Genomic DNA, 26016 nt, shown 5'->3' on the forward strand with positions numbered 1-26016 from the left:
CACGCTGAAATCACGGGGGGTGAGTAGGTGACTGGTCTTATCGAGGCATCTGACGCGAACACCGCGCAGACCGCTGTCATCCCGCCGTCCGGCGACGGACCTGCGATGCAATGGGCTCCGCGCGAGCCCGCGCCGAAGAAGCGGCGCGTCGGGCTCTGGGTCGGCCTCACCGTCGGCGTGCTCGCACTCGGCGCCGCTGCCGCCTCGACGATCCTCATCGCACCCGGCACCACGATCGCCGGTATTCCTGTCGGCGGTCTCACGCCCGGAGCCGCGGCAGACGTCGTCACCGCGCACCTCGCGAACACCGAGATCACTCTCACCGGAGCGGGCGACGATCAGGTCGTGACCGGTGCCGACCTCGGTGCATCGATCGATGCGCGCGCTCTCGCGGACGAGGCGTACGCATCCCACCCGATGTGGAACCTCGGTTCCTGGATGCCGGAGCCCATCACCGGGACCATCACCCTCGACACCGACCTCGCACACGAGACGCTGCGCGAGATGATCCCTGCCAGCTACGAGGACGCCATCGACGCCGGCGTCGTGTTCGATGCCGCAAGCGCGTCATACGTCACGACTCCAGCGGTGCCCGGCACCGGGGTGGATCTGGACCGACTCACCAACGCTGTCACCACCGCGCTCGCCGACGGCGGCGACGCACTGACCTACTCGGGCGACCCGGCCGAAGCACCCGCTGCTGTGACCGATGCAGACGCCGGAGGCGTCGCTGAGAAGCTCAACACGATGCTCGCCACGATCGGCTTCTACGTCGGCGAAGAACGCACCGTCCCGGTCGCTCCGGCTGTGGTCGGCACCTGGCTGTCCGTCACCGACGAAGACGGACAGTTGCGCATCAGCGCTGATGAGGGCGCCATTCAGACTGTTGTCGACACTCTGCCCGCACTAGTCAACCGGGCTCCTGTCGATGCACGGGTCGTCGTGAACTCGAGCGGTGATGTTCTGAGCGAGTTGACCGCCGGTGTTAACGGCCGGGAGCTCGGCGACGTCACCGATACGGCTTCGCAGTTCGCTGATCAGCTCGAGTCCGGCGATGGTGTGTTCGCGCTCGACGTGTCAGAGACATCTTTCGAGACCATCACGCTTCTGCGCCGCATCGATGTCAACCTCAGTGCACAGCGCGCTTACCTGTACGAGAATGACGCGGTGGTGAACTCCTGGGCGATCTCCTCGGGTCTTTCCGCGACGCCGACGCCCACTGGGAATTTCGCGGTGTTCGGCCACACCCCGTTCCAGGACATGGGCTGCTTCGAGGGAGCGTCGTACTGCACCGAAGACGTGCCGTGGAACACCTGGTTCGCACCGGACATCGCATTCCACGGTGCCTACTGGCACAACAACTTCGGTCAGCAGATGAGTCACGGTTGCGTCAACATGCCGGTCGACGTCGCGAAGTTCGTGTACGACTGGGCTCCCGTCGGCACTGCGGTCGCCGTCCACTGGTGATCACCGCACGCTGATTCGAATTCGCTGACTGCCGGCTGCGCCAGCACACGAATGAAGGGCGGATGCCGCAGCATCCGCCCTTCATTCGTGTGTGTTCGGTCTACGCGATCGCGTCGATGATTGCGTTCAGGGTGGCGGACGGGCGCATCACCTTCGTGACCTTCTCGACGTCTGGGCGGTAGTAGCCTCCGATGTCGACCGCCGTGCCCTGTGCGCCATTGAGCTCGGAGACGATCTCCTGCTCCTTGGCTGCGAGGTCTGCGGCGATCGGAGCGAACGCCGCGGCGAGGTCGGCATCCTTGGTCTGCGCGGCGAGCTCCTGCGCCCAGTACAGGCTCAGGTAGAAGTGGCTGCCGCGGTTGTCGATCGTGCCGAGCTTGCGTCCGGGAGAGCGATCCTCTTCGAGGAAGGTTCCGGTCGCAGCATCCAGCGTCTCGGCGAGCACGCGCGCCTGCTCATTGCTGTTGCGATCGGCGAAGTGCTCGAGCGAAGCCGCCAGCGCGAAGAACTCGCCCAGCGAGTCCCACCGCAGGTAGTTCTCCTCGACGAGCTGCTGCACGTGCTTCGGGGCTGACCCGCCCGCACCGGTCTCGAACAATCCGCCGCCGGCGAGGAGCGGAACGATCGAGAGCATCTTGGCGCTCGTTCCCACCTCGAGGATCGGGAACAGATCGGTCAGGTAGTCGCGCAGCACGTTGCCGGACACCGAGATGGTGTCGAGGCCGTGGCGCATGCGGGCGAGCGTGTAGCGAGTCGCCTCCTCGGGGGCGAGGATCGAGATCTGCGCTCCCTTGGTGTCGAGCGTCGCAAGGGCCTGGTGCACCTTCGCGATCAGTTGCGCGTCGTGCGCGCGGTTCACGTCGAGCCAGAACACAGCAGGGTCGCCGGTCGCCTGGGCGCGCGACACGGCCAGACGCACCCAGTCGATCACGGGGATGTGCTTGGTCTGGGTCGCACGCCAGATGTCGCCGGCGCCGACGGTGTGCTCGATGAGCACGATGCCCTCGCTGTCGATGACCTCGACGAGGCCAGGGGCCGAGATCTCGAACGTCTTGTCGTGGCTGCCGTACTCCTCGGCGGCCTGGGCCATCAGGCCCACGTTCGGCACGGTGCCGATGGTGGCGGGGTTGAGCGGACCGTTCGCGATCACGTCGTCGATCACGGCCTGGTACACACCCGCGTAGGAGGAGTCGGGGATGACGGCGAGAGTGTCGTCCTCGCCCCCGTCCACACCCCAGAGCCTGCCGCCGTTGCGCACGAGGGCGGGCATCGACGCATCGACGATGACGTCGGATGGAACGTGCAGGTTGGTGATGCCCTTGTCGGAGTTCGTGTAGGACAGCCGCGGGCCCTTCTCGAGGGCGCCCGCGAACTCGTCGGCGATCTCCTTGCCGCCCTCGATGCTCGCCAGGCCGGTCAGGATCGAGCCCAGACCGTCGTTGGGGCTGAGGCCGGCCGCGGCGAGCTTGTCGCCGAAACGGGCGAAGACGTCGGCGAAGAAGGTCTTGACGACGTGACCGAAGATGATCGGATCGGAGACCTTCATCATCGTGGCCTTGAGGTGCACCGAGTACAGCACGTCGTCGGTCTTGGCCGCCTCGAACGTCTCCGCGAGGAAGGCGTCGAGAGCGGATGCCGAGAGGAACGTGGCGTCGATGATCTCGCGCGGCAGCACCTTGAGGTTGTCCTTGAGCACCGTGACCGTGCCGTCTTCGGCGGTGTGACGGATGGTGAGGACGTCGTCGTGCGCGGCGACCCAGGACTTCTCGTTGTGCTTGAAGTCATCGGCGGTCATCGTGGCGACGCGGGTCTTCGAGCCCTCGGCGAACGGCTTGTTCGTGTGCGGGTGCTTCTTGGCGTAGTTCTTCACGGCGAGCGGAGCACGACGGTCGCTGTTGCCCTCGCGCAGCACGGGGTTCACTGCCGAGCCCTTGATGCGGTCGTAGCGCGCGCGGACGTCCTTCTCCTCGAGCGAGGAGGGCTCGTCCGGGAAGCTCGGGATGTCGTAGCCCTGGCCCTGCAGTTCGGCGATGGCGCCCTTGAGCTGCGGGATGGATGCCGAGATGTTCGGCAGCTTGATGATGTTGGCCTCTGGCAGGGTCGCAAGACCGCCGAGCTCGGCAAGTGCGTCGGAGACCTCTTGATCAGCGCTGAGCCGCTGCGGGAATGCCGCGAGGATGCGTCCTGCCAGCGAGATGTCGCGGGTCTCGATCTCGACCCCCGCCTTGCCCGCATAGGCCTGGACGATAGGGAGGAACGATGCGGTGGCCAGAGCCGGTGCCTCGTCCGTGTGGGTGTAGATGATGGCGTCGTCGGTCACCGGGAGTTTCTCCGTTCACGAGTCAAAACTGTCTCGATACCAAGATACCTGAGTGGTCAGTCGGCATTGGCAGACATCTTTCGGCGCAGGCACCGCCCGGAGAGGTTACCCTGGGCGTATGACGGAACTGCGCGTGGTCGAACTCTCCGCTGCGACGATCGTCGCCGTGAACAATCTGTCGCTCAAGCCAGGGCAGGAGCAGTACCTTGCTCCGGTCTCTTACGGGATCGCGGCGACCGTGATCAATCCTCAGACGTCGTGGCAGCGTGTGATCCTCGATCGCAACGAGGTCGTCGGATTCGTGAGCGCCAGCTTCGACCCGGAGGCCGAGGAGGAGCACTTCCGCTCGGTGCTGTGGCGCATCAACGTCGACGCCGACGACCAGGGTCGCGGCGTCGGCCGCTTCGCCGTCGAGAGTCTTCTTGATGAGGCCCGACGGCGCGGGATGGATCATGTCAACGTGATCTACGAGGCCGGCGACAACGGTCCAGAGGCATTCTTCCAGCGCGTCGGCTTCACTCCGGTCGGCGAGACGGAGTACTCCGAAGTGATAGCGGAGATCCGTCTCACACCTTGAGAGAGCGGCGGCGGGGCCTCGGATCCCCTCCCCCACCGAAGTCCCGTCGCCTTCCAACGATCGACATGCGAGCCGAAGGTTTCCGACGGCGCTTCTGATTTGTTGGCAAGGACCACAAAAGGCTTGCGTTCACGTTCGCTGTTGTCTATCATCGCTGGAGAGGCGTCGTCGAAACGCTTCGACGGATCCTGCAGCAGCGACGATGGAGTGCACATGTCGACGATTCACGAGGTGGCCAAGGCCGCTGGCGTGTCGATCAGCACTGTGTCGTATGCGCTCAGTGGCAAACGCCCAGTATCCGAGAAAACCCGCCTGCGCATAGAACATGCCGTCACAGCTCTCGGGTATCAGCCGGAGGCCGGTGCCCGAATGCTCGCGGGTCGCCGCACGAACATCTTCGCGCTCACCGAGCCGTTACGCGCCGACACGCACGCTCCCACACACATGGCCTTCGTATTGGCGGCGGCGGTCGCGGCGCGCCAGCGCGGTTATGACATCCTTCTGCTGACCGATGAGCAAGCGTCAGAGGGCATGAACAGGGTGGCTGCGAGCAAGCTCGTCGACGCGATCCTCGTCCTCGACGTCGCGCCGGACGACGAGCGCGTCGCGATCGCTCGTTCGATGCGCACTCCCACGATATTCATCGGCGTTCCCGACGATCACAGCGACCTGACCTGCGTCGACCTCGACTTCGGTGCCGTAGGCCACCTCGCCGTCGACCGACTGGCCGATGCCGGCTACAGTCGCATCGTGCTTCTCGGGCAGACCGAGGTCTCGTACCGTAAATCCAATTTTCCCCGTCGGCTTCTGCACGGCGTTCAGGCTCGTGCCGCCGAGCGCGGCGTCGACGTCGCCTGGGTCACCACTGGCGAGATCGCCACGGATATCGCGGTCGTCCGTTCCGCCGTCGAGACCGCCCTGGACAACGGTGAGCGCGCGTTCATCGTCCACGCCGTGGGCGACGTGCATGAAGTGCTGCTCGCGACGCTCCACGAGCGCGGCCTCCGCGTCGGCGTCGATGTCTCGGTGATCTCCGCCGCGGCGTCCTTCGACACGACTGCGCTGCCAGTGAAGATCGACACGATCCCCCTCGTGCCGCAGCGATCGTGCGAATACGCCGTCGATCTGGCAGTTCGGCACGTCGAAGGCGAGCGATTTCTTCCCGAGGTTCACCTTCTCGATCCCGAATACCTCGCTGCCGGATCCATCGCTCCCGGTCGCGGGTGAGCCTGTTCTTCTTCCTGTCCGCACGTCGCGCATCGAAACGCTTCGACGCTATGAATCACAACAACTGAAAATCCGACCCATTGAAGTGTCCGGCCGCTTGGCCACTGAGAAAGGAGTGCCGACGATGGCACGTACCAACCAAGGAAAGAAGTCACTCGCCGTATTAGCGGCGTTGACCGTGACGGGGCTCGCCCTGAGCGGTTGCACATCCGGTTCCGCGAGCGACAGCGGCGACGGCGACACCCTGAAGCTCTGGCACTACGAGGGCGCCGACAGCGCCATGGGCAAGGCGTGGGCCGAGGCCATCAAGATCTTCGAAGAGGAGACCGGCGCGACGGTCGAGTTCGAGGAGAAGTCGTTCGAGCAGATTCAGAAGACCGCGAGTCAGGTGCTCGACACCGACGCCGCGCCCGACCTGATGGAGTTCAACAAGGGCAACGCCACCGCGGGGTTCCTAGCGTCGACCGGCCTGATCACGGACATCTCCGATGCCGTGGCCGAATACGGGTGGGACGAGAAGCTCGCCCCCTCGTTGCAGACGACAGCAAAGTACAGCGAAGACGGCGTCATGGGCGGCGACGCCTGGTACGGCATCCCGAACTACGGCGAGTTCGTCGGCGTCTACTACAACAAGGACGCCTTCGCGGCCGCCGGCCTGGAGATCCCCACGACGTACGAGGACTTCGTCGACGTGCTCGACGCGTTCGTCGCGAAGGGCATCACCCCGCTCGCTGAAGCCGGCGCGGAGTACCCGCTGGGCCAGCTTTGGTACCAGCTCGCTCTCCTCGAGGGTGACCGCGGGTTCGTCGACGACTATCAGCTCTACAAGGACCCGGTCGACTGGGAGGGTCCGGAGGTCACCTCGGCCACCGAGACTCTCAAGGAGTACGTCGACAAGGGTTACATCGCCTCCGATGTCTCATCCGTCAAGGCGGAGGACGCCGGGGTCTCCTTCATCAACGGCAGCTCCCCGATCTTCGTCTCCGGATCTTGGTGGTTCGGGCGCTTCGTCGCCGAGGCCACCGGATTCGACTGGACCCTCACCGCGTTCCCCGGCGCAGATCTGTCGCTGGGTTCCTCCGGCAACCTCTGGGTCGTGCCCGAGAACGCTGCGAACAAGGAACTCGCGTACGAGTTCATCGACATCACGATGCGCCCCGAGATCCAGGCCATCATCGGCAACAACGGCGGCCTCCCCGTCGCCGTCGACGCCGCCGACATCACAGACGCGAAGAGTGCGGAACTGATCGAGACGTTCAACGGCGTCCTCGACGCCGACGGCCTCTCCTTCTACCCGGACTGGCCCGCTCCCGGCTTCTACGACGTTCTCGTCCAGGAGCTCCAGGGTTTGATCACCGGCGCGCAGGACGTCGAGACGACCAACGCCAATCTCGGCGAGCAGTACGACGAAGGCACTGCAGAATTCCGTTGATCCGCAGCAGGGGCGGCCGCACGGCGGCCGCCCCTGCACTTTCTGGAGTTGAACATGTCACTTGACACCCGATGGGGCCGCACGACGCTGCCGCCCGAACAACCGTCGATTCCGCAGCGCAGCGGCGGAACCGGCGCGTACTGGATGTACCTGCTCCCCGGCTTCGCGCTGTTGCTGGTCATCGTCATCGTCCCGCTCGTATGGAACGTGTACCTCACCTTCACGAAGTGGAAGGGCGTGCGCGCACCGGAGTTCATCGGGCTCGAGAACTGGCAGAAGATCCTCACCGACGGCGACTTCTGGACGTCCTTCATCAACTCGGTCTGGATGATCCTGGCGATGGTCGTGGTACCGACGATCGTCGGATTGATAGTTGCGGCGCTGCTCTTCGACGTCGTCGGACGCAAGTTCGGCGGCAAGGTCGGCAGTTTCCTGCGAGCCACCTACTATCTGCCGCAGATCCTGCCGATCGCCGTCGCCGGCATCGTCATCGGCTGGATCGTCCGTCCCGGTGACGACGGCGCCCTCAACCAGATCCTCGGCTGGTTCGGGGTTCCCGCGTACGACTGGCTCGGGCAGATGCCCTCCGCACTCATCGTTCTCATGGTCGTCATGGTCTGGGTGCAACTCGGCTACCCTGTCGTCGTCTTCATGGCCGCACTGCAGCGCGTCGATCCCGAACTGTACGAGGCAGCAGAACTCGATGGTGCGAACTGGCTGCAGCGCTTCTCCGCGATCACGATGAGCATCATCCGTCCGGAGATCTTCGTCGTCACGCTGACGTGCACCATCGCCGCACTCAAGGTCTTCGGTCCGGTCTACATCATCACGCGTGGCGGTCCTGCGGGTTCCACTCTCGTCCCCGCGTACTACGCGTATCAGGAATTCTTCACAAAGCGGAACGTCGGCTACGGCGCCACGATCGCCACAGTGCTCACGATCGTCGTGGTCATCGTCTCGATCGTCTTCATCCGCGTCCAGAACTCCCTCGAACGCAAGGAAAGGGCGGGACTGTGATGCACGCCACCACTGCCATCGTCACCGGGAAACCGGCCAAGAGCCGCCCCCGCGGCGGCATGACCAAGAAGCGACCCGTCGACTGGCTCATGCTCTCGCTCGTCGTCATCGGTGCCCTTCTGGTCATCGCACCGTTCTACCTCGTCCTGGTGAACTCGTTCAAGTCACCCGTCGACTACGCGACTTCCGGACCTCTCGCCCTCCCCGAGTCGCTCGACCTCGGGGGGATCATCAAGTTCTGGGAGCGCGTCAACTTCCCGGAGAAGGTCTGGAACTCGATCTTCATCGCCGGAATCGTCTCGGTCCTCGCCGTCGTCATATCCATGCTGAACGCATTCGCCATCGGCATCGGGCGCGTCCGCGGACGCTCATGGATCGTGCTGCTGTTCCTGCTGGCCAACCTTCTCCCGCAGGAGGCGTTGCTCTACCCGCTGTACTACATGTTCAAATCGGTCGGCCTCTACGACAATGTCTGGTCGGTGATCATCGTGTTCACCGTCATTCAGGCGGCGTTCGGAACGTACCTGCTGTCGTCCGTATACGGGACATTCCCCAAGGAGATCCTCGAAGCCGCATCCCTCGACGGCGCCGGCCGCTGGCAGATCCTGTGGCGGGTCGTCTTCCCGATCAGCCGTCCGACGCTCTCCGTGCTGCTCATCTTCTTCTTCATCTGGACCTGGAACGAGTTCCTAATCCCGCTGACGTTCCTCGCGTCGAACGCGAACCAGACGGTGCCGGTCGCGATCAGCGTGCTGCAGGGCGATCGGCTGATGGACGTCACGACCACGAGCGCGTCGGCGCTCCTGGGCATCATCCCCACCCTCATCTTCTTCCTCATCTTCCAGCGCACGCTGACACGCGGCATCACGGCAGGAGCAGTCAAGTAATGAAGTTCACCGACGGGTTCTGGCAGCTGCGTCCTGGGCTCACGGCGCTGTACGCGCAGGAGGCCTACGACATCGCGACCAGCGACGACACCCCTGACGGCCCCGGCATCGTCGTCACCGCCCCCACCATGGTCATCGCCAAGCGCGGCGACGTGCTCAATCGACCGGTGCTCACAACGACGCTCTCCTCCCCCGCCGAGGGCGTGATCCGCGTGCGCATCGCGCACCATGAAGGCGGGCGCTGGCACGGCGGCTTCACTCTGCCTGGCGCGACAGCGGCCGGTGAGGCATCCGTGTCCGTGGACGGAGGCGCTCTCACCAGCGGCGCCATCACCGCCCGGGTCGCCCCCGGTGCACCGTGGAACCTCTCCTTCGAGGTCGAAGGGAAGCGGGTCACCGGCAGCGGGAACAAAGGGCAGGGCTATGTGCGCCTCTCCGCCGATGCGCAGGTCGACCGCGGCATCGTCGGCAACGCCCGCGGCGGATCGCCGGCGCTCGCAGAGACGACCTTCGTGCACGAGCAGCTGGACCTCGGAGTCGGCGAGCTCATCTACGGCCTCGGCGAGCGCTTCGGCCCACTGGTCAAGAACGGTCAGACGGTGGAGATCTGGAACGCCGACGGCGGCACCTCCAGCGAGCAGGCGTACAAGAGCGTGCCATTCCACCTTTCCAACCGCGGCTACGGCGTGCTCGTGAACGATCCGGGCCACGTCTCGTACGAGATCGGCTCGGAGGCGGTCGAGCGCGTGCAGTTCTCGGTACCAGGCGAGGTACTCGAATACTTCGTCATCGCTGGCCCCACGGCGAAGGAGGTGCTCGGTCGCTACACTGCGCTGACCGGGCGTCCACCGGTCGTGCCGGCCTGGTCGTACGGTCTGTGGCTGTCGACGAGCTTCACGACCGACTACGACGAGCAGACAGTGAACTCGTTCATCGACGAGATGTCGGCGCGCGAGCTTCCGGTGTCGGTGTTCCACTTCGACTGCTTCTGGATGCGCGAGTTCAACTGGTGCGACTTCGAATGGGATCCTCGCGTCTTCCCCGATCCGACCGGCATGCTCGAGCGCCTGCATGAGAAGGATCTGCGGGTGTCGGTCTGGATCAACCCATACATCGCCCAGCGCTCCCCCCTGTTCCGCGAGGCTGGCGACGCCGGGTACCTCGTCAAGCGTGCGGACGGCTCGATCTGGCAGTGGGACCTGTGGCAGGCCGGCATGGCGCTGGTCGACTTCACCAGCCCGGATGCCGTGTCCTGGTATCAGTCGAAACTGCGCCGCCTCATAGACCAGGGCGTGGACTGCTTCAAGACCGACTTCGGCGAGCGCATCCCGACGGATGTCGTCTGGGCCGACGGGTCGGATCCCGCCCGCATGCACAACCTGTACGCGCAGCTGTACAACCGCGCCGTACACGATGTGCTCACGGACGTCCGTGGCCAAGGCGAGGCTGTGCTGTTCGCGCGCTCGGCGACGGCCGGCGGTCAGAGCATGCCCGTGCACTGGGGTGGCGACTCGACGTCGACCTTCGCGTCGATGGCCGAGACGCTACGCGGTGGCCTCTCGCTCGCGCTCAGCGGCTTCGCGTTCTGGAGCCACGACATCGGCGGCTTCGAGGGCATGCCGGATGCCAGCGTATTCAAGCGTTGGACGGCGTTCGGCCTGCTCGGCTCGCATTCGCGCTTCCACGGCTCGTCGTCGTACCGGGTGCCGTGGGCGTTCGACGACGAGGCGGTCGACGTCACGCGCCTGTTCACCCGCCTCAAGATGCGACTGATGCCGTACCTGCATCAGGTGGGACTGCATGCAACGCGCACCGGCGTGCCGGTCATGCGCCCCATGCAGCTGGAGTTCCCCGAGGATCCGGCGGTCGCGTATCTGGACAGGCAGTACATGCTCGGCCCCGACCTGCTCGTCGCGCCGGTGTTCACCGAGTCGGGTGAGGTGGAGTTCTACCTGCCCGAGGGCGAGTGGACGTCGCTGCTGACCGGCGAGGTCGTCGTGGGCGGGCGCTGGCTGCGCGAGACGCACGGCTACACGTCCCTGCCCCTGTACGTGCGCCCAGGCGCTGTTCTGCCCTGGGGAGCCCGTGAGGACCGGCCGGATTACGACTACCATGACGGGTTGACCCTCCGGGTCTTCCGGGGCGGCGCCGGGCAACGCTCGATCACCGTCACCGCGCCCGACGGCACCAGCCGCAGTTACACCGCAGACCTCGAGGAGATCACCGGATGACCCGCACGACAGGCTCAGCCGACTACCGCGACTCCGGCCTGGTCTTCCCGCCGTCGTTCACGTTCGGCTCGGCCACCGCCTCGTATCAGATCGAGGGCGCCGCGGCCGAGGACGGCCGCACGCCGTCGATCTGGGACACGTTCGCCAAGACGCCTGGCAAGGTCTGGAACGGTGACACCGGCGACGTCGCGTGCGATCACTACCACCGAGTCTCGGAGGACCTCGATCTCATGAAGCAGCTCGGGCTGGAGGCGTACCGCTTCTCGATCGCCTGGCCGCGGATCCAGCCGACCGCCGACGGCGCCGTGAACCAGGCGGGCATCGACTTCTACTCGCGTCTGGTCGACGGGCTGCTCGAGCGCGGCATCCGCCCTGTCGCGACGCTGTACCACTGGGATCTTCCGCAGTATCTCGAAGACGCCGGCGGCTGGACCTCCCGCGCCACAAGCGATGCCTTCGAGCGCTACGCCGAGATCATGGGCACAGCGCTCGGCGACCGCGTGCACACCTGGACGACGCTGAACGAGCCGTGGTGCTCGGCGTACCTCGGCTACGGCCAGGGCGGGCACGCGCCAGGACGCACGGAGCCCGCTTCGGCGCTGTCGGCCGTGCATCATCTGAACCTGGCGCACGGTCGCGCGGTTCAGGCGCTGCGCGCGACGTCGACCGGCGACCCCGACTACTCCGTCACGCTGAACTTCCACGTGCTCCGCGGGCAGGGCGACGGCGCGGCGGAGGCGATGCGCCGCATCGACGCGCTCGCGAACCGCGCGTTCACGCATCCGATGCTCCGCGGTGAGTATCCGGCCGATCTGCTGGCCGACACGGCGGAGGTGACCGACTGGGCATTCGTGCAGGACGGCGACCTCGAGACGATCAACCAGCCGATCGACGTGCTCGGCGTGAACTACTACTCGACCGCGACCGTCCGCCTGTGGGACGGCGTGTCCGAGAAGCAGCAGAACGACGGGCACAAGGGCACGTCGGCCGGCACCGCATGGCCGGGCAGCGACCAGGCCGTGGAGTTCGTGCAGCAGCCGGGGCCGTACACGGCCATGGGCTGGAACATCGCGCCGGAAGGCCTCGAGGAACTGCTCGTCTCGCTGTCGGAGCAGTTCCCCGAGCAGCCGCTGATGGTGACGGAGAACGGCGCAGCGTTCGAGGACGAGGTCGCCGAAGACGGCTCGGTGCCAGACCCCGAGCGCACCGACTACCTGCGTCGCCACTTCACTGCGGCGCATCGGGCGATCGAGCGCGGCGTTGACCTGCGCGGCTACTTCGTGTGGTCGCTGCTGGACAACTTCGAATGGGGCTACGGCTACGCCAAGCGATTCGGCATCGTCCGCGTCGACTTCGACTCGCTGGAGCGCACCGTCAAGGACTCGGGGCACTGGTACCAGGAGCTGGTGCGCGCCCGCGCGATTCCGGCGTAGCGATCAGGAGTCGCGCCGCGGCACCGGCCAGATCTTCGTGGGCTTGGGTTTCGGATCGTTCGCCTCTGGTTCGTCCGGTTTCGCTGCCGCGTGCGGCCGGCTGCGCGCGTTCCAGGCTGCGAGTGCGGATGCCGCGGCCTCGGTGGCCTTGTCGAGTACATCGGCCGATCGGGTGAAGACCTGCTGCGCGGTGTCCTGCCACACGGGTGCCGCGTTCGGGTCCCGACCGGCGGCGCGCGCCTTCGCCGAATGCTCGGCGACATCGAATGTGCGCTCGAGCTGGGCCACGGCATCTCGATACGTGGCGAATTCCTCGGTCGTGATGCGCTCTCCCGCTGCCGGACGCGACTCCTGGGCGTGGCGTGAGGCTCTGAGGAACGCCGCCGTCGCCTGGTCCTTCGCATCGCTCATGGTGGGGTAGGCGATGAGTTTCGCCGGATCCGTCTCGTAGTCCATCCAGCGTGCGGTGATCGCATCGTGCGCGCGGTGCAGTCGCGCGACCGGATAGCGCTCGCGCTTGGATGCCAGGGGAATCTCCGCCCGCGCCACGTTCATTTGCACGCGGCGCGCGCGCACGTCGGCAGCCGCCGCCCTCGCATCCTGTTCGGCGTGCTTGAGCACGCGTCGGGCGCTCGCGACGTCGGCGGCAGAGGCGCGCGAGGCCGTGCGCTCGGCGACGAGGCGGGCATGCTCCGCACGAGCGAGCTTGACTGCACGTCGCCGCTCGGCGGCCCGGTACTGCGCCTCTTTCAGATCCTCCCTGGCGGCATCGAACGCCAGCCGCCGTCCGCTGGAGCTTCCGCGCCGATGCATCCCCGCAGCCGTCACGGCACCCGCTCCGACAGCGGCGGGCGCGATCCACCACCACTCGGCTGCCAGCATGAGGGGGTCCACTCCTTCATGGTAACCAGCTTGGCACCGCTACGACCCCGTCGCGACAACTTCTGCGGCCGGACTCAACTCTGGCGGCCACGATCCGAGGATGTGGCCGCCAGAGTCGATCACGGCCGCCAGAGTTGCGCGGTTGTCCGGCCCTCCACAAGCCCGGTCTCGCGGCAGTTCTCCACCATGCACGTCTTCGTGACTCACTGGTCCGTTCCACACGGGACATTCTGTTCGCATGGACCTGGTCAAATGGCTCTCCACCCGCGACGGTATCGCCCACCGAGCGGATGCCGCGGCACACGGCTTCTCGCCGAGTCATGTCCGTGCGGCCATTCGCGCTGGCCACGTGCACCGCATCCGCAGCACCTGGATCGCTTTGGACAGTGCACCTGCGGATCTGTTCACGGCAGCAGCCGCGGCCGGACGTCTGACGTGCCTGTCACTCGCACGCCGCCGCAACTGGTGGATCCCCGACAGCTCAGACGGCACGGACGACCAGCATCACCTGCAAGTCAGGCCGAACGCGCACCGGCTGCGCACCGATGTGACGTTCCATTGGGCTAGGCCGCTTGTCGACCGCGGAGACCGCGTGTTGCAAGCATCCGTCGAAGATGCATTGGCGCACATCGCCCAGTGCCTCTCGAGCGAAGACGCCCTGTCCGTATGGGAGTCCGCGGTCAAGGTCGAGCATCTCGACCTTGAGTCGATGCGCGCCGTGCGTTGGCCCGATTCGGCATCACGCGATTACGCGAACACGGTCCGCGGGATGTCTGACTCCGGCTTGGAGACGATCTTCGTCGTACGTTTGAGCCCGTGGGGCGTGCCCATCAGACAACAGGTCATGCTCGCCGGACACAAGGTCGACGTACTCATCGGCACGCACCTCGTTGTTCAACTCGATGGGTTCGCATTCCATTCATCGTCTGCCGATCGCACACGTGACGTGGCCCACGACGCCCAGTTGCGACTGCGTGGACACACCGTGCTGCGCTTCACATACGCACAGGTGATCCACGACTGGGCGTATGTGGAACGAACGGTCGCCGCCGCCGTGGCTCGAGGCCTGCACCTGAGCCCGGCTGCGCAGGCACGCCGCGCCTGACTCCCGCAACTCTGGCGGATCAAGTCAACTCTGGCGGCCACGATCCGAGGATGTGGCCGCCAGAGTTGCGCGTGGCCGCCAGACTTGCGGCGAGCGCGCCTAGACCAGGGTCTCCTGCCACGCCGCGTGCAGCTGGGCGAACTTGCCCGTGCCGCTGATCAGCGTCTCAGGAGTGTCGTCCTCGATGATCTGCCCGTGCTCCATCACCAGCACCCGATCGGCGATCGCGACCGTCGACAGGCGGTGAGCGATGATGATGGCCGTGCGGTCGGCGAGCAGCGTCTGCAGTGCGTCCTGGATGAGTCGCTCAGACGGGATGTCGAGCGACGCCGTGGCCTCGTCGAGGATCAGCACGGCGGGGTCGGCGAGGAACGCCCGCGCGAACGAGATCAGCTGGCGCTGCCCCGCCGACACGCGACCGCCGCGCTTGTTCACATCGCTCGCGTAGCCGTCAGGCAGCGCGGAGATGAACTCGTCAGCCCCGACTGCGCGCGCAGCAGAGCGGATCTCGTCCATCGTGGCATCCGGCTTTCCGAGGGCGATGTTGTCCGCCACCGTCCCGCTGAACAGGTAGGCCTCCTGCGTGACCATGACGATCGCGCGACGCAGGTCCTTCGGATGCAGCGACCGCAGATCCACCCCGTCGAGCGTGACGCGTCCGAGCGACGGGTCGTAGAAGCGCGAGATGAGCTTAGCGAGGGTCGACTTGCCCGCGCCCGTGGTGCCCACCAGCGCGATCGTCTGCCCCGCAGGGATGTCGAGCGAGAAGTTCGGAAGGATCGTCTTCTCCCCCGAGTACCCGAACGTGACCTCGTCGAAGTTCACGTGTCCGCGCGATTCCCAGAGATCGACCGGCTTCTCTGGGTCCGGAACCGTCGGCACCTCGTCCAGCACACCGGAGACCTTCTCCAGCGCCGCGGTCGCGGACTGGTAGGAGTTCAGGAACATCGCGATCTCCTGCATCGGCGCGAAGAAGTTCCGCACGTACAGCACGGCAGACAGCAGCACGCCGACGGTCAGCGCTCCGGTCGAGACGCGGATGCCGCCCCAGAGCACGACGATGCCCAGGGTGAAGGCGGCCACGGTCATGAGACCAGGCTCGAACGTGCCGAACAGCAGCATCGAACGACGGTTAACGTCGCGGTAGTCGCCGGCGACCTTCTGGAAGGTGACGTCGTTGCGCGGCTCCTTGCGGAACGCCTTGACGGCGCGGATGCCGGTCATCGTCTCCACGAACTGCACGATGACCTTGGCGCTGATGACGCGCGATTCACGGAAGACGACCTGCGAACGCGAGTAGAACCAGCGCATGAGCAGGTAGAGCGGGATGAGCGCGATCAGCAGGATCACGCCGGACTGCCAGTCCCACACCACGAGCGCGATGAAGGTGAAGGCACCGAACAGCACACCCGAGACGAGGTTGTTGAGCCCGCCGTCGAGCAGCTCGCGGATCGAGTCGAGGTCGCTCGTCTGACGCGAGATGATGCGTCCGGACGTGTACGTCTCGTGGAATTCGAGGCTCAGCCGCTGGGTGTGCAGGAAGATCCGCTTGCGCAGATCGATCAGCACCGCCTGCGTGATGCGCGCGGCGATCACGACGTACCACCCGATCAGCGCTGCCGCCGCACCGCCGGCGACCAGGTAGATGAGTCCGATGCCGAACGTCGGCATCCAGTCCGCGTTGTCGATCACGGCCGGGAGCGCCCAGTCGAGGCCGACGCCGATGAGGATCGGGCCGGCGACCTGCAGCGCGGTCGAGATCACGAGCACGATCGCCGCGAGCACGATCTGTGCGCGCAACGGGGTCACGAGAGAGCCGAGCAGTCGCAGCGAACGCTGACGGATCGCCTTGCTCTCTTCGCGGGTGTAGTTCGAGCGGTCTTCGCCCTGGGTTCCGGTCAATGCCGCACTCATGCCTGCACCTCCTCTTCCTCGGTGGCGGATGCTTCGTCGGCGACGCCGGCCGCTTCGAGGTCTTCATCCGTGATGATCGGGATCGCGCCCGTGCGCGCCGCCTCCTCCGCCTCGAGGCTGGAGATCACGTGCCGGTAGTGCGTACTCGTGCGCAGCAGCTCGGAGTGCGTGCCGACCGCGGTGATGCGCCCGCGTTCGAGCAGCGCGACCCGATCGGCGAGCGCGACCGTCGATGGACGGTGCGCGACGATCATGGCCGTGGTGTCGGCGAGCACGCGGCGCAGTGCCTCTTCCACGAGCGCCTCGGTGTCGACGTCCAGCGCCGAGAGCGGATCGTCCAGCACGAGAACCCGGGGGTTGGCGGCGACGGCGCGAGCGAGCGCGAGTCGCTGCCGCTGTCCGCCGGAGAGACTGAGCCCTTCCTCGCCGATCACCGTCTCCACGCCTTCAGGCAGCGCGTCGACGAAGTTCGCCTGCGCGACGTCGAGGGCTTCGCGCAGTACGCGCTCGCCCTCCTCGCTGTGGATGTCGAGCTCGGCGCGGCCGAGCAGAACGTTCTCGCGGACGGATGCCGAGAACAGCGTGGCGTCCTCGAAGGCCATGGCGATGTGACGACGCAGCTCCACGAGCGTCAGGTCGCGCACATCGACGCCGTCTAGCGTGACGCGGCCTCCCGTCACGTCATACAGACGCGTGGGCAGCGTGGTGAGCGTGGTCTTGCCACTGCCGGTGAGGCCGACAAGCGCCATGGTCTCGCCGGGGCGCAGCACCAGGTCGATGCCGTCGAGCAGGTCGCGCTCGGAGGCGCCGGCATCCTGGTACCGGAAGTGCGCACCTTCGAAGGCGAGCTCGCCGCGGGGCTCTTCGATGCGCACCGGGTGCTCCGGGTCGGTGATGCTGTTCGTCTCTGAGAAGATGTCGAACACGCGGTCGGATGCGGTGCGCGCATCCAGCATGAACGAGAACAGGAACCCGATCGACTCGATCGGCCAACGCAGCACGGTCGCCATCGCGAAGAACGCGAACAGCTCTGGCAGCTCGATCGCGCCCTGCGAGATCAGCCAGATGCCCGACATCAGGCTGAGACCGAACGCGACCTGCGGCATGAGGTCGAGCCAGAACCAGATGGATCCGACCGCGCGCGCCTTGCTGAGCTCGGTCGTGCGCAGCGACTCGGCCTGTGTGCTGAAGCGGGTGAGCGCGTGCTTTCCGCGACCGAACGCCTTGAGCACGCGGATGCCGTGCACGCTCTCCTCGACGCTGGTCGCGAGGTCGCCGGCCTGATCCTGACTCTGGCGTGCAAGACGTCCGTAGCGCTTCTCGAAGCGGTAGCCGGTGATCCACAGCGGGATCGCGGTGACGATGAAGATCGTCCCCAGCAGCCAGTGCCAGCGGAACAGCAGCACCGCTCCGATGATGATGGTCAGCAGGTTGACGACGAGCAGGATCAGCCCGAATGCCAGCCAGCGGCGGATGAGGCCGATGTCCTGCATCATGCGGCTGAGCAGCTGGCCGGACTGCCAGCGGTCGTGGAACGAGACCGGAAGAGTCTGCAGGCGCGAGTAGAGCTGCGTGCGCATGCGGTACTCGACCTCGGTGGACGGCTTCAGGATGAACCAGCGGCGCAGCCACACCATGAGTGCTTCACCGAAGCCCAGCACGAGCACGACGACGGCGCCGAGGACGATGAGGCCTATCGACCCCGTGCGGATCGGACCCTGCACGATCTGCTCGAGCACGAGCGGGATCATCAGGGCGATGACGGCCGCGCCGAGCGCACTCGCGGCGCCGCCGACGAACCGCCAGACGACGGGTTTCACGAAAGGTGCAAGGCGCCAGAGTGCGGCTGGAGCGGACAGCGAAGAGGACTGTTTCTGCGATGACGAGGAAGACATGACTCTCAGACGAGTTTCGATGCGGAAGAGGAGCGGGACGGGCTCGCGAGTGCGACGTGGAGCCCGGAAGTCGAAGTGCGGGGTGGAACGCTAGGCGCGGTACACCGGGTTCGAGCCAAGAACGGTGATCTGCGCAACGGCGATCGAAATCATGGTGTCCTCCTCAGGCTCGGCATCGTCGCCCGGTCGGTGCGACAGCCCTCCAGCCTATTGCTGTGAACCAGCTGGGCGCAAGAGTCATTCCCTCTTCGTGCAACTTCCGTGCGCTGCGCCTCCTCAGGCCGCGGCCTCCCGCGCGAGCAGCGACTCCTTCACCGGCAGGCCCCAGGCGAAGCCGCCGAGCGATCCGTCGGAGCGCAGCACACGATGGCACGGCACGAACAGCGCCGGCGCATTACGGGCGCAGATGGATGCCGCGGCACGCACCGCCTGCGGATTGCCGAGCCCTGCGGCGAAGGACGTGTACGTGAGCGGTTCCCCAGGGGTGATCCGGCGCAGTGCGTCCCATCCGGCCTGCTGCATCTCGGTGCCGAACTGGCGTACGGGCACGGTGTCGATGGCGGTGAGGTCGCCGTCGTAGTACGCGCGGACGGCGGCCGCGGCATCCGTCTCGCCTTCTCTGATGTCCGCCGGGCGCGTGCGCTCGGCGAGCCGCGTGATGATGGCGTCGTGGTCTGCGGTCCACCCCGAGGCGAGCACGCGCTGCTCGCTGTCGACGAGCAGGGTGAAGGCGCCGTCTGCGGTGTCGATGGTCTGGATGAGAGCGGTCATGAGAGCTCCTTACTGATGGTCTTGGTCGTCTTGGGCACGCGCACGGGAGCTGCGCGCCACAGGTGTGCGGTGAGATAGCTGCGCCAGGGCGCAGTGCGCTCGGCCCAGGCGGTCAGGGGCTTCGGATCGGCGGGGAGGCCAGCGGCTGCTGCTCCAGCCCGCACGGCGACGTCCCCGGGGAGGAAGACGTCAGGGTCTCCGATCACGCGCATCCGCACGTAGTCGGCGGTCCACGGGCCGATCCCCGGCATGGCGAGAAGTTCTGCCCGCTGCGCGACGCGATCGTCACCGACCGTGAGTGTCAGCGAGCCGTCGGCGAGAGCAGCCGCGGCACCGGTGATGGCTCTGATGCGAGCGGCAGGTCCTCGCAGCACCTCGGCGCCGTGCTCGGCGATCGCCGACATGGTCGGGAAGAGGTGTCCGCCGTCGACCTTCTCCCCCAGCGCCTCGGCGAGCGCGGTCAGCGCAGTGCGCGCGGCGACGACGGTGATCTGCTGGCCGACCATCGCGCGGATGAGCATCTCGTGCGGGTCGGCGGAACCTGGAACGCGGATGCCTGGTACTCGTGCCACGAGCGGAGCGAGCTCCGGATGCGACGACAGCGCGGCATCGACGGCGGCGGGATCAGCATCCAGGTCGAAGATGCGGCGAGTCGTCGCGACCAGCGGGGCCAGGTCGCCGAGATGCGCGACGCGAGCGCGCAGCCGCAGCGTCGCGCCCTCACCCCTTCGCACTTCGAACCAGGCGTACCCGCCAGGCATGCGCAGGTGCCGTGCGAAGGAGTTGTCGGTCGCGCTCTCCACGCCGGGCAGCGCTCGCGCAGCCATCCACGAGAAGATACCAGCGGCATCCATCGGCTCACGGTGCGGCAGGACCAGATCGATCGTCCCCGGTGACACGACCGACGAGGTCCTACGACGGGCACGCAACTCGGTGGGTGTCAGGCCGAAAACCTCTCGGATCGTGTCGTTGCACTGGCGGATGCTGGCGAAGCCGGCAGAGAACGCGATATCGGCGATCGGTAGGTCGGTGCCGACGAGCAGCATCCGCGCGTTGTGGGCGCGATGCGCACGTGCGAGGGCGAGTGGTCCGGCACCGAGCTCGGTCGTGAGCAGCCGGGTGAGATGACGGGAGGAGTAGCCGAGCCGTGCGGCGAGACCTGAGACGCCCTCGCGCTCGACGACCCCGTCGGCGATCAGGCGCATGGCGCGTGCTGCCGCGTCACCGCGAAGATCCCACGCGGACGATCCGGGTGCGGCCTCCGGAAGGCACCGCTTGCAGGCGCGGAAGCCCGCCTCGTGGGCCGCGGCACTCGTCGGGTAGAAGCTGACGTTCTCGCGCTTGGGCGTGCGCGCCGGGCACGACGGACGGCAGTAGATCCCGGTCGAGTGCACAGCCGTGACGAACTGCCCGTCGAAGCGGATGTCGCGCGCATCGATCGCGCGGTACCGTTCGTCGAAGCTCATCGTGCTCAGTGCGGGGAAGGTCATGCATCCACTCTGACACGTCCGAATGCCGCTGGCTCGCGGAAATCGGACATTGCAGTGGCGCTACCGCCGAGACCCCTGGTTATCGCCGAGACCCCGTCGTATTCACGTAGATACGACGGGGTCTCGGCAGGAAGACGGGGTCTCGGCGCAGTGCCGCCGAGACGCGACTCAGTGGAAGAAGTGGCGCTCGCCCGTGAAGAACATCGTCACGCCGGCAGCCTCTGCCGCGGCGATGACTTCGTTGTCGCGCACGGATCCGCCCGGCTGGATGATCGTCTTCACGCCCGCGTCGATGAGCACCTGGGGGCCATCGGCGAACGGGAAGAAGGCGTCGGATGCCGCGACCGATCCCTTGACGCGGTCTCCGGCGCGCTCCACCGCGAGGCGGCAGGAGTCGACGCGGTTGACCTGGCCCATGCCGATGCCGACCGTGGCCTTGCCCTGTGCCAGCACGATCGCGTTCGACTTCACGGCGCGGCAGGCCTTCCACGCGAAGATGAGGTCCGACATCTCCTCATCCGCTGGACGCTCGCCGGTGATGAGCTGCCAGTTCTGCGCCACGGCGCCGATCTCGTCGGGGAAGCGATCGGCATCCTGCAGCAGGAGCCCGCCGGAGACCAGGCGCACGTCCATCTGCTCCTGCTGCCAGTCGTCCGGCAGCTGCAGCACGCGCATGTTCTTCTTCGCCTTGAACACCGCGAGTGCCTCCGGCTCGAACGCCGGGGCGACGATGACCTCGGTGAAGATGTCCTTGAGGTTCTCCGCCATCTTCAGCGTGACGGTGCCGTTCGTGGCGATGACCCCGCCGTACGCCGACACGGGGTCGCACTCGTGAGCCCGCAGATGCGCACTGGCGATGGGGTCGAGGGCGTTCGGCGCCGTCGTCGCGATGCCGCACGGGTTCGCGTGCTTCACGATGGCGACCGCGGGCAGCACCATGTCGAAGGCGGCGCGCAGCGCGGCATCCGCGTCGACGTAGTTGTTGTACGACATCTCCTTGCCCTGCAGCTGCACGGCCTGGGCGATGCCATGACCGCCGACACGGGTGTAGATGGCACCACGCTGATGGGCGTTCTCGCCGTAGCGCAGGGTCGACAGGCGCTCCGCCTTGATCGTCAGGTGCTCCGGCAGCTCGCCGCCGTCGTTGAGCGTGCCCTCGGCGAACCAGGCGGCGACCGCGGTGTCGTAGGTGGAGGTGTGCGCGAACGCGCGAGCGGCGAGTTCGCGGCGCTGCGAGAGCGTGGTGCCTCCGGCCGCGACGGCCTCGATGAGCGCGGGGTACGACTCCGGCGAGACGACGATCGCGACGTTGGCATGGTTCTTCGCGGCGGCGCGCACCATGGCGGGCCCGCCGATGTCGATCTGCTCGACGGCGTCGTCACCGGATGCCCCGGATGCGACGGCCTCGACGAAGGGGTACAGGTTCACGACGACAAGCTCGAACGGCTCGATCTCGAGGTCGGCGAGCTGGCGTTCGTGGTCTTCCAGTCGCAGGTCGGCCAGAAGACCGCCGTGGATGCGCGGGTGCAGCGTCTTGACCCGTCCGTCGAGCATCTCGGCGACACCGGTGACGGCGGCGACGTCGGTCACCTCGTGACCTGCCTCACGGATGGTCGCTGCGGTGGAACCAGTGGAGACGATCTCGACTCCGGCTTCGGCGAGCGCCGCTGCCAGCTCCAGGAGATCGGTCTTGTCGCTCACCGAGACGAGCGCGCGCCGGATCGGCACGGTGTCGCGTTCGCGATAGAGGGACGAGTCGTGGCGCGGACCGGCCATGGGAGCTCCTTCGTGCGAGTGTCGTTCGGATGCGGGTCAGAAAAAGGTCAGTGGGTCAGGGCGAGCTCGCCGGTGGCTATGCGCCGCACGACGTCGATGAGCAGACGCCGCTCCACGGGCTTGATGCGCTCGTGCAGGGTGTGCTCGGTGTCGTCCTGGAGCACCGGGATGCGCTCCTGGGCGAGAATCGGGCCGCTGTCGATGCCGTCGTCGACGACGATGACGCTGGCACCGGTCTGCGGGACGCCGGCGGCGAGCGCGTCTCGCACGCCGTGCGCCCCGGGGAATTCGGGCAGATACGCGGGATGCGTGTTGACGATCCGCGGGCTGTAGCGTGCGACCAGCGAGGCCGGCAGCAGTCGCATGAGGCCGCTGAGCACGATGAGGTCGGGATTGTGGACCTCGAGCTGACGGCCGAGCTCTTCGCCCCATGCTTCGCGGTCGGCGAAGTCTCGGAACGGGGCGGTGAAGGTCGGGATGCCGAATTCCTCGGCGTGCGCGAGCCCTTCAGCGTCGCGATCGGCGCCGACCACGACGATCCGCGCGGGGAAGTCGGGGTGGCGTGCGGCGTCGAGCAGAGCGCGGAGATTCGAGCCGGTGCCCGAGATGAGAACGGCGACCGTGAGCACCCGGCCAGTCTAGCGGTGCGTGGGAGTGCTGCCGTCCCCGAAGAATCCGTGGTCGTCCAGCGGCGCCGTGTCGTTCGCATCCGGGTGGTCATTCGCACCCGCATCACTCACGGAGCGATCGAAGAAGGCTCCGGCATCCGTCGTCGGCGAAGTGCGCATCTCAGCGACCCAGCGATCGGTCCGCTCCTCTGCGAGTTCATCGCGATGCCGTGGAGCGAGCAGCAGGATCGATGCGCCGACCAGCACCTCGATGCCGATCGCGAGCGACATCCATCCGGCATGCGGCCCCGTCTCGGCCAGTCGTCCAGGCCCGATGGATCCGGATGCCAGCACCGCGGCGACCGCGGCGACGCCTGCGCTGCCCAGCGCGATGCCGACGGCGATCGCCAGACGCGGCGCGAAGGGACGGGCGACGTCTTCCCACACGAGCCGGGAGCGCACGATCCACCCCGCGAACGCGCCGGCGCCGACCGGCAGCAGCACGACGATGAGCATCCAGATCGAACTGCTCTCCGGCAGCAGGCCGAGCATCGGGATGCCGGGGACGACGCCGAGCTCTGTGCCCGCGGGTGAGACGGCGGTGCCGACGCCAACGGCGATCCCAGGTCCCGCCAGCCAGGCGACGGCCCATACGAGCAGCGTCGGCAGGTAGGCGAGATGGCCGAGCGTGATCACGGCGACACCTGTCCCATCGACGCGCGCGGCTTCGAACAGGGCGACCACTTCTCCCCCGCGCAGCATCACGGCGATCGCGACGGCAAGGCCAGCGACACCCGTGAGCGTGACGACCACCGCTGCAGTGCCGCGTGCGATCTCGGCGGGGAGCACACCCCAGTCGCCCCGGCGATCCACGGCGTCGTGCAGCCGGTCGATGAGTCCGCCGTCGCCTTCGCGCCAGGCGTACCGCACGGCGCCGCACAGGGTGCCGACGAGATACACGGCCGACGGCAGCACGATGCTGAGAGCGAACGGCGTCTGAGCGCCACTTGTGTGCGCGGTCAGCGCCACCCCGGTCGCGATCAGCGCGAAGGTCACTGATCCGGCGACGACGCCGAGCAGCCATGCTCCTGAACGCGCCGCTCTGGTGCCCGAGCGGGCGGCGAACAGCAGTGTGAAGATCAGGAATGCCAGCGGGGTGAGCGAGAGCGTGAACTGCGCGGCATCCTTCGAGATGCCGACGGCGACCACCATCTCGTCCGGGATGACGATCTCGAGCGGCACGCCGTGACCGAACTGCCAGAGGGTTCCCGCGACGGGCCAGAGCGCACCCCAATTGGCTGTCGCGCCGAACGCGAGAGTCCACAGCAGGGTGAGCGGCGCGAGCAGCACGGCGAGACCGACGGCGGCCGCGATGGCGGCATCGACAGCGGCGAGGATCGCGACGAGGAGGCGTTGCATGACTCAACGAGACTACGACGAGAACCTGACTGCCTCACGGTGGCGCGCGCGGCGCCGCGGACACGATATCGTCTCCACGGAGGTTCCCCGATGACAACTGCCCCCTCGTCCAACCCGGAGCACACCGCTGAGCCGAAGAACACCGAGCCGAAGAACGCGCTCGATCGTTTCTTCGAGATCAGCAGACGCGGCTCGACGATCGGCACCGAGGTGCGCGGCGGTGTCGTGACCTTCGTCACGATGGCGTACATCGTGATCCTCAACCCGATCATCCTCTCGACCCCCGATGTCGACGGCACAGTGCTCGACGGCGGCGCAGTCGCCGCGGCCACGGCGCTCACCGCCGGCATCATGACGCTGCTGTTCGGGATCATCACGCGGCTGCCGTTCGCATTCGCGGCGGGACTGGGGATCAACGCGTTCCTGGCGTTCTCGGTGGTCGGATCGGTGACCTGGCCCGAGGCGATGGCGCTCGTCGTGATCAACGGTGTCGTGATCGTGCTTCTCGCGGCCACCGGCCTTCGGAAGATGATCTTCGATGCCGTGCCCGTGCAGCTCAAGCTCGCCATCACGGTCGGCATCGGCCTGTTCATCGCCTTCATCGGCTTCGTCAACGCCGGCTTCGTCACCGCGACGGGCAATGACTCTCCCCCGGTCGATCTGGGCGTGGGCGGGTCTGTGGCGAGTCTGCCGACCCTGCTCTTCGTGATCACGCTTCTGCTCGGCGGCGTGCTGATCGCCGTGCGCCTCAAGGGAGCCATCCTCATCGCCCTCGTCGGCGGTACAGTGCTCGCCGCGATCGTGAACCTGATCTGGCCGTTCGGTCTCGATTTCGGCTTCACCGGCGGAATCATGAGCCTGCCGGATCTGAGCCTGATCGGTGCCGTCGACTTCGGTTTCGACTTCACCAAGGTCAGTTTCGTCGCGCTCGTCATGTTCGTGTTCACTCTCGTGTTCTCGAACTTCTTCGACGCCATGGGCACCATGACGGGTCTCGCCAAGGAAGCCGATCTCGCGGATGCGAAGGGCGACTTCCCGCGCATCAAGTCGGCGCTGATCGTCGAGGGCGTCGGTGCGATCGTCGGCGGCGCGACCTCATCGTCGTCCGCGACGGTGTTCGTCGAGTCGGGTTCCGGCATCGGCGAGGGCGCGCGTACCGGCCTGGCGACATCGGTCACGGGTGTGCTGTTCCTGCTCGCGATGTTCTTCACCCCGCTCACCTCTCTCGTGCCTGGAGCTGTTGCTGCGGCTGCGCTGGTGCTGGTCGGCGCGATGATGCTCTCGCAGATCAGGCACATCGACTTCGCCGACTTCCGGGTGCTGCTGCCGGTGTTCCTCACGGCGACTGTGATGCCGATGACCTACTCGATCGCCAACGGCATCGGCGCCGGGTTCGTCAGCTGGGTCGTCGTGAACGCGCTCTCCGGCAAGGCGAAGACCATCCACCCGCTCCTGTGGATCGTCGCCTTCGGCTTCGTGCTGTTCTTCGCCCGCGGGCCGATCGAAGCCCTGTTCGGCGTCGGCATCTGACGCTTCCGCTGCTGTCGTCTGACCGCCCACTTTCG

19 protein-coding genes are annotated in these 26016 nt (G+C 66.8%); 10 read left to right on the forward strand and 9 right to left on the reverse strand.

Translation table 11 applies throughout. The annotated features are described in order from the left end of the window. The first annotated feature begins 27 nt into the window (after window positions 1-27). Window positions 28-1467 carry a L,D-transpeptidase family protein gene (locus IEV67_RS08360; RefSeq protein WP_229702916.1) on the forward strand — a complete coding sequence of 480 codons (1440 nt, stop codon included), beginning with the start codon at window positions 28-30 and terminating at the stop codon, window positions 1465-1467. A gap of 100 nt (window positions 1468-1567) precedes the next feature. Here IEV67_RS08360 and IEV67_RS08365 read toward each other — a convergent pair whose 3' ends face one another. After that, window positions 1568-3787, reverse strand: a complete 2220-nt coding sequence (locus IEV67_RS08365) for an NADP-dependent isocitrate dehydrogenase (RefSeq protein ID WP_188436115.1) — start codon at window positions 3785-3787, stop codon at window positions 1568-1570. A 118-nt stretch (window positions 3788-3905) separates the two neighbouring features. Here IEV67_RS08365 and IEV67_RS08370 point away from each other — a divergent pair, with 118 nt between their 5' ends. The 7 genes from IEV67_RS08370 (at window position 3906) to IEV67_RS08400 (ending at window position 12591) form a co-directional block, all read left to right on the forward strand. After that, entirely contained in the window at window positions 3906-4364 is a 459-nt protein-coding gene (locus tag IEV67_RS08370) for a GNAT family N-acetyltransferase (protein ID WP_188436116.1), read from the forward strand. Between the two features lie 213 nt (window positions 4365-4577). Beyond that, window positions 4578-5591 carry a LacI family DNA-binding transcriptional regulator gene (locus IEV67_RS08375; protein WP_188436117.1) on the forward strand — a complete coding sequence of 338 codons (1014 nt, stop codon included), beginning with the start codon at window positions 4578-4580 and terminating at the stop codon, window positions 5589-5591. A 124-nt stretch (window positions 5592-5715) separates the two neighbouring features. After that, window positions 5716-7023 (forward strand): ABC transporter substrate-binding protein, encoded by a 1308-nt coding sequence (locus tag IEV67_RS08380; RefSeq protein WP_188436118.1) that lies wholly within the window; start codon window positions 5716-5718, stop codon window positions 7021-7023. Window positions 7024-7077: 54 nt separating this feature from the next. Continuing rightward, window positions 7078-8040, forward strand: coding sequence for a carbohydrate ABC transporter permease (locus tag IEV67_RS08385; protein WP_188436119.1), 963 nt, complete (start codon window positions 7078-7080; stop codon window positions 8038-8040). Next, the gene (locus tag IEV67_RS08390) at window positions 8040-8927 is read left to right on the forward strand and encodes a carbohydrate ABC transporter permease (RefSeq protein WP_229702917.1); all 888 of its coding nucleotides are present in this window, start codon (window positions 8040-8042) and stop codon (window positions 8925-8927) included. The genes IEV67_RS08385 and IEV67_RS08390 overlap by 1 nt, the downstream gene beginning before the upstream one ends. Further along, window positions 8927-11158, forward strand: a complete 2232-nt coding sequence (gene yicI, locus IEV67_RS08395) for an alpha-xylosidase (RefSeq protein WP_188436120.1) — start codon at window positions 8927-8929, stop codon at window positions 11156-11158. The genes IEV67_RS08390 and yicI overlap by 1 nt, the downstream gene beginning before the upstream one ends. Further along, complete coding sequence (locus tag IEV67_RS08400) at window positions 11155-12591, forward strand: GH1 family beta-glucosidase (RefSeq protein ID WP_188436121.1); 1437 nt, start codon at window positions 11155-11157, stop codon at window positions 12589-12591. Before yicI ends, IEV67_RS08400 begins: the two co-directional genes overlap by 4 nt. A gap of 3 nt (window positions 12592-12594) precedes the next feature. Here the strand turns inward: IEV67_RS08400 and IEV67_RS08405 are convergent, their stop codons facing one another. Continuing rightward, window positions 12595-13485: a hypothetical protein gene (locus IEV67_RS08405; RefSeq protein ID WP_188436122.1), complete on the reverse strand. Its 891-nt coding sequence runs from the start codon at window positions 13483-13485 to the stop codon at window positions 12595-12597. A 226-nt stretch (window positions 13486-13711) separates the two neighbouring features. Here IEV67_RS08405 and IEV67_RS08410 point away from each other — a divergent pair, with 226 nt between their 5' ends. Continuing rightward, window positions 13712-14578: an endonuclease domain-containing protein gene (locus IEV67_RS08410; RefSeq protein ID WP_188436123.1), complete on the forward strand. Its 867-nt coding sequence runs from the start codon at window positions 13712-13714 to the stop codon at window positions 14576-14578. A 99-nt stretch (window positions 14579-14677) separates the two neighbouring features. On the opposite strand, the gene IEV67_RS08415 is transcribed toward IEV67_RS08410, so the two are convergent. The 7 genes from IEV67_RS08415 to IEV67_RS08445 form a co-directional block, all read right to left on the reverse strand. After that, the gene (locus tag IEV67_RS08415; RefSeq protein ID WP_188436124.1) at window positions 14678-16492 is read right to left on the reverse strand and encodes an ABC transporter ATP-binding protein; all 1815 of its coding nucleotides are present in this window, start codon (window positions 16490-16492) and stop codon (window positions 14678-14680) included. Next, window positions 16489-18387 (reverse strand): ABC transporter ATP-binding protein, encoded by a 1899-nt coding sequence (locus IEV67_RS08420; RefSeq protein ID WP_188436125.1) that lies wholly within the window; start codon window positions 18385-18387, stop codon window positions 16489-16491. The genes IEV67_RS08415 and IEV67_RS08420 overlap by 4 nt, the downstream gene beginning before the upstream one ends. A gap of 276 nt (window positions 18388-18663) precedes the next feature. Beyond that, entirely contained in the window at window positions 18664-19158 is a 495-nt protein-coding gene (locus IEV67_RS08425; protein ID WP_188436126.1) for a methylated-DNA--[protein]-cysteine S-methyltransferase, read from the reverse strand. Then, on the reverse strand, window positions 19155-20648 hold the full coding sequence (locus tag IEV67_RS08430) for a DNA-3-methyladenine glycosylase 2 family protein (RefSeq protein WP_188436127.1): 1494 nt from the start codon (window positions 20646-20648) through the stop codon (window positions 19155-19157). Before IEV67_RS08430 ends, IEV67_RS08425 begins: the two co-directional genes overlap by 4 nt. A gap of 168 nt (window positions 20649-20816) precedes the next feature. Continuing rightward, entirely contained in the window at window positions 20817-22424 is a 1608-nt protein-coding gene (gene purH / locus IEV67_RS08435; RefSeq protein WP_188436128.1) for a bifunctional phosphoribosylaminoimidazolecarboxamide formyltransferase/IMP cyclohydrolase, read from the reverse strand. Between the two features lie 47 nt (window positions 22425-22471). Continuing rightward, complete coding sequence (gene purN / locus IEV67_RS08440) at window positions 22472-23053, reverse strand: phosphoribosylglycinamide formyltransferase (protein ID WP_188436129.1); 582 nt, start codon at window positions 23051-23053, stop codon at window positions 22472-22474. Between the two features lie 9 nt (window positions 23054-23062). Then, complete coding sequence (locus tag IEV67_RS08445) at window positions 23063-24451, reverse strand: cell division protein PerM (protein ID WP_188436130.1); 1389 nt, start codon at window positions 24449-24451, stop codon at window positions 23063-23065. A 90-nt stretch (window positions 24452-24541) separates the two neighbouring features. On the opposite strand from IEV67_RS08445, the gene IEV67_RS08450 reads away from it, so the two are divergent. Continuing rightward, window positions 24542-25981: an NCS2 family permease gene (locus IEV67_RS08450; protein WP_188436131.1), complete on the forward strand. Its 1440-nt coding sequence runs from the start codon at window positions 24542-24544 to the stop codon at window positions 25979-25981. The last annotated feature ends 35 nt before the right edge of the window (window positions 25982-26016 follow it).

The sequence above is a fragment of the Microbacterium murale genome, from assembly GCF_014635185.1.
GTDB classification, from domain to species: Bacteria; Actinomycetota; Actinomycetes; order Actinomycetales; family Microbacteriaceae; genus Microbacterium; species Microbacterium murale.

Bases quoted from the DNA above. Each gene is read 5' to 3' on its own strand.
- IEV67_RS08420 (WP_188436125.1), bottom strand. From the start codon at position 18,387: ATGTCTTCCTCGTCATCGCAGAAACAGTCCTCTTCGCTGTCCGCTCCA.
- IEV67_RS08410 (WP_188436123.1), top strand. From the start codon at position 13,712: ATGGACCTGGTCAAATGGCTCTCCACCCGCGACGGTATCGCCCACCGA.
- IEV67_RS08400 (WP_188436121.1), top strand. From the start codon at position 11,155: ATGACCCGCACGACAGGCTCAGCCGACTACCGCGACTCCGGCCTGGTC.
- IEV67_RS08425 (WP_188436126.1), bottom strand. From the start codon at position 19,158: ATGACCGCTCTCATCCAGACCATCGACACCGCAGACGGCGCCTTCACC.
- purH (WP_188436128.1), bottom strand. From the start codon at position 22,424: ATGGCCGGTCCGCGCCACGACTCGTCCCTCTATCGCGAACGCGACACC.
- IEV67_RS08390 (WP_229702917.1), top strand. From the start codon at position 8,040: ATGCACGCCACCACTGCCATCGTCACCGGGAAACCGGCCAAGAGCCGC.
- yicI (WP_188436120.1), top strand. From the start codon at position 8,927: ATGAAGTTCACCGACGGGTTCTGGCAGCTGCGTCCTGGGCTCACGGCG.
- IEV67_RS08375 (WP_188436117.1), top strand. From the start codon at position 4,578: ATGTCGACGATTCACGAGGTGGCCAAGGCCGCTGGCGTGTCGATCAGC.
- IEV67_RS08415 (WP_188436124.1), bottom strand. From the start codon at position 16,492: ATGAGTGCGGCATTGACCGGAACCCAGGGCGAAGACCGCTCGAACTAC.
- IEV67_RS08370 (WP_188436116.1), top strand. From the start codon at position 3,906: ATGACGGAACTGCGCGTGGTCGAACTCTCCGCTGCGACGATCGTCGCC.
- IEV67_RS08430 (WP_188436127.1), bottom strand. From the start codon at position 20,648: ATGACCTTCCCCGCACTGAGCACGATGAGCTTCGACGAACGGTACCGC.
- IEV67_RS08445 (WP_188436130.1), bottom strand. From the start codon at position 24,451: ATGCAACGCCTCCTCGTCGCGATCCTCGCCGCTGTCGATGCCGCCATC.
- IEV67_RS08450 (WP_188436131.1), top strand. From the start codon at position 24,542: ATGACAACTGCCCCCTCGTCCAACCCGGAGCACACCGCTGAGCCGAAG.
- IEV67_RS08380 (WP_188436118.1), top strand. From the start codon at position 5,716: ATGGCACGTACCAACCAAGGAAAGAAGTCACTCGCCGTATTAGCGGCG.
- IEV67_RS08385 (WP_188436119.1), top strand. From the start codon at position 7,078: ATGTCACTTGACACCCGATGGGGCCGCACGACGCTGCCGCCCGAACAA.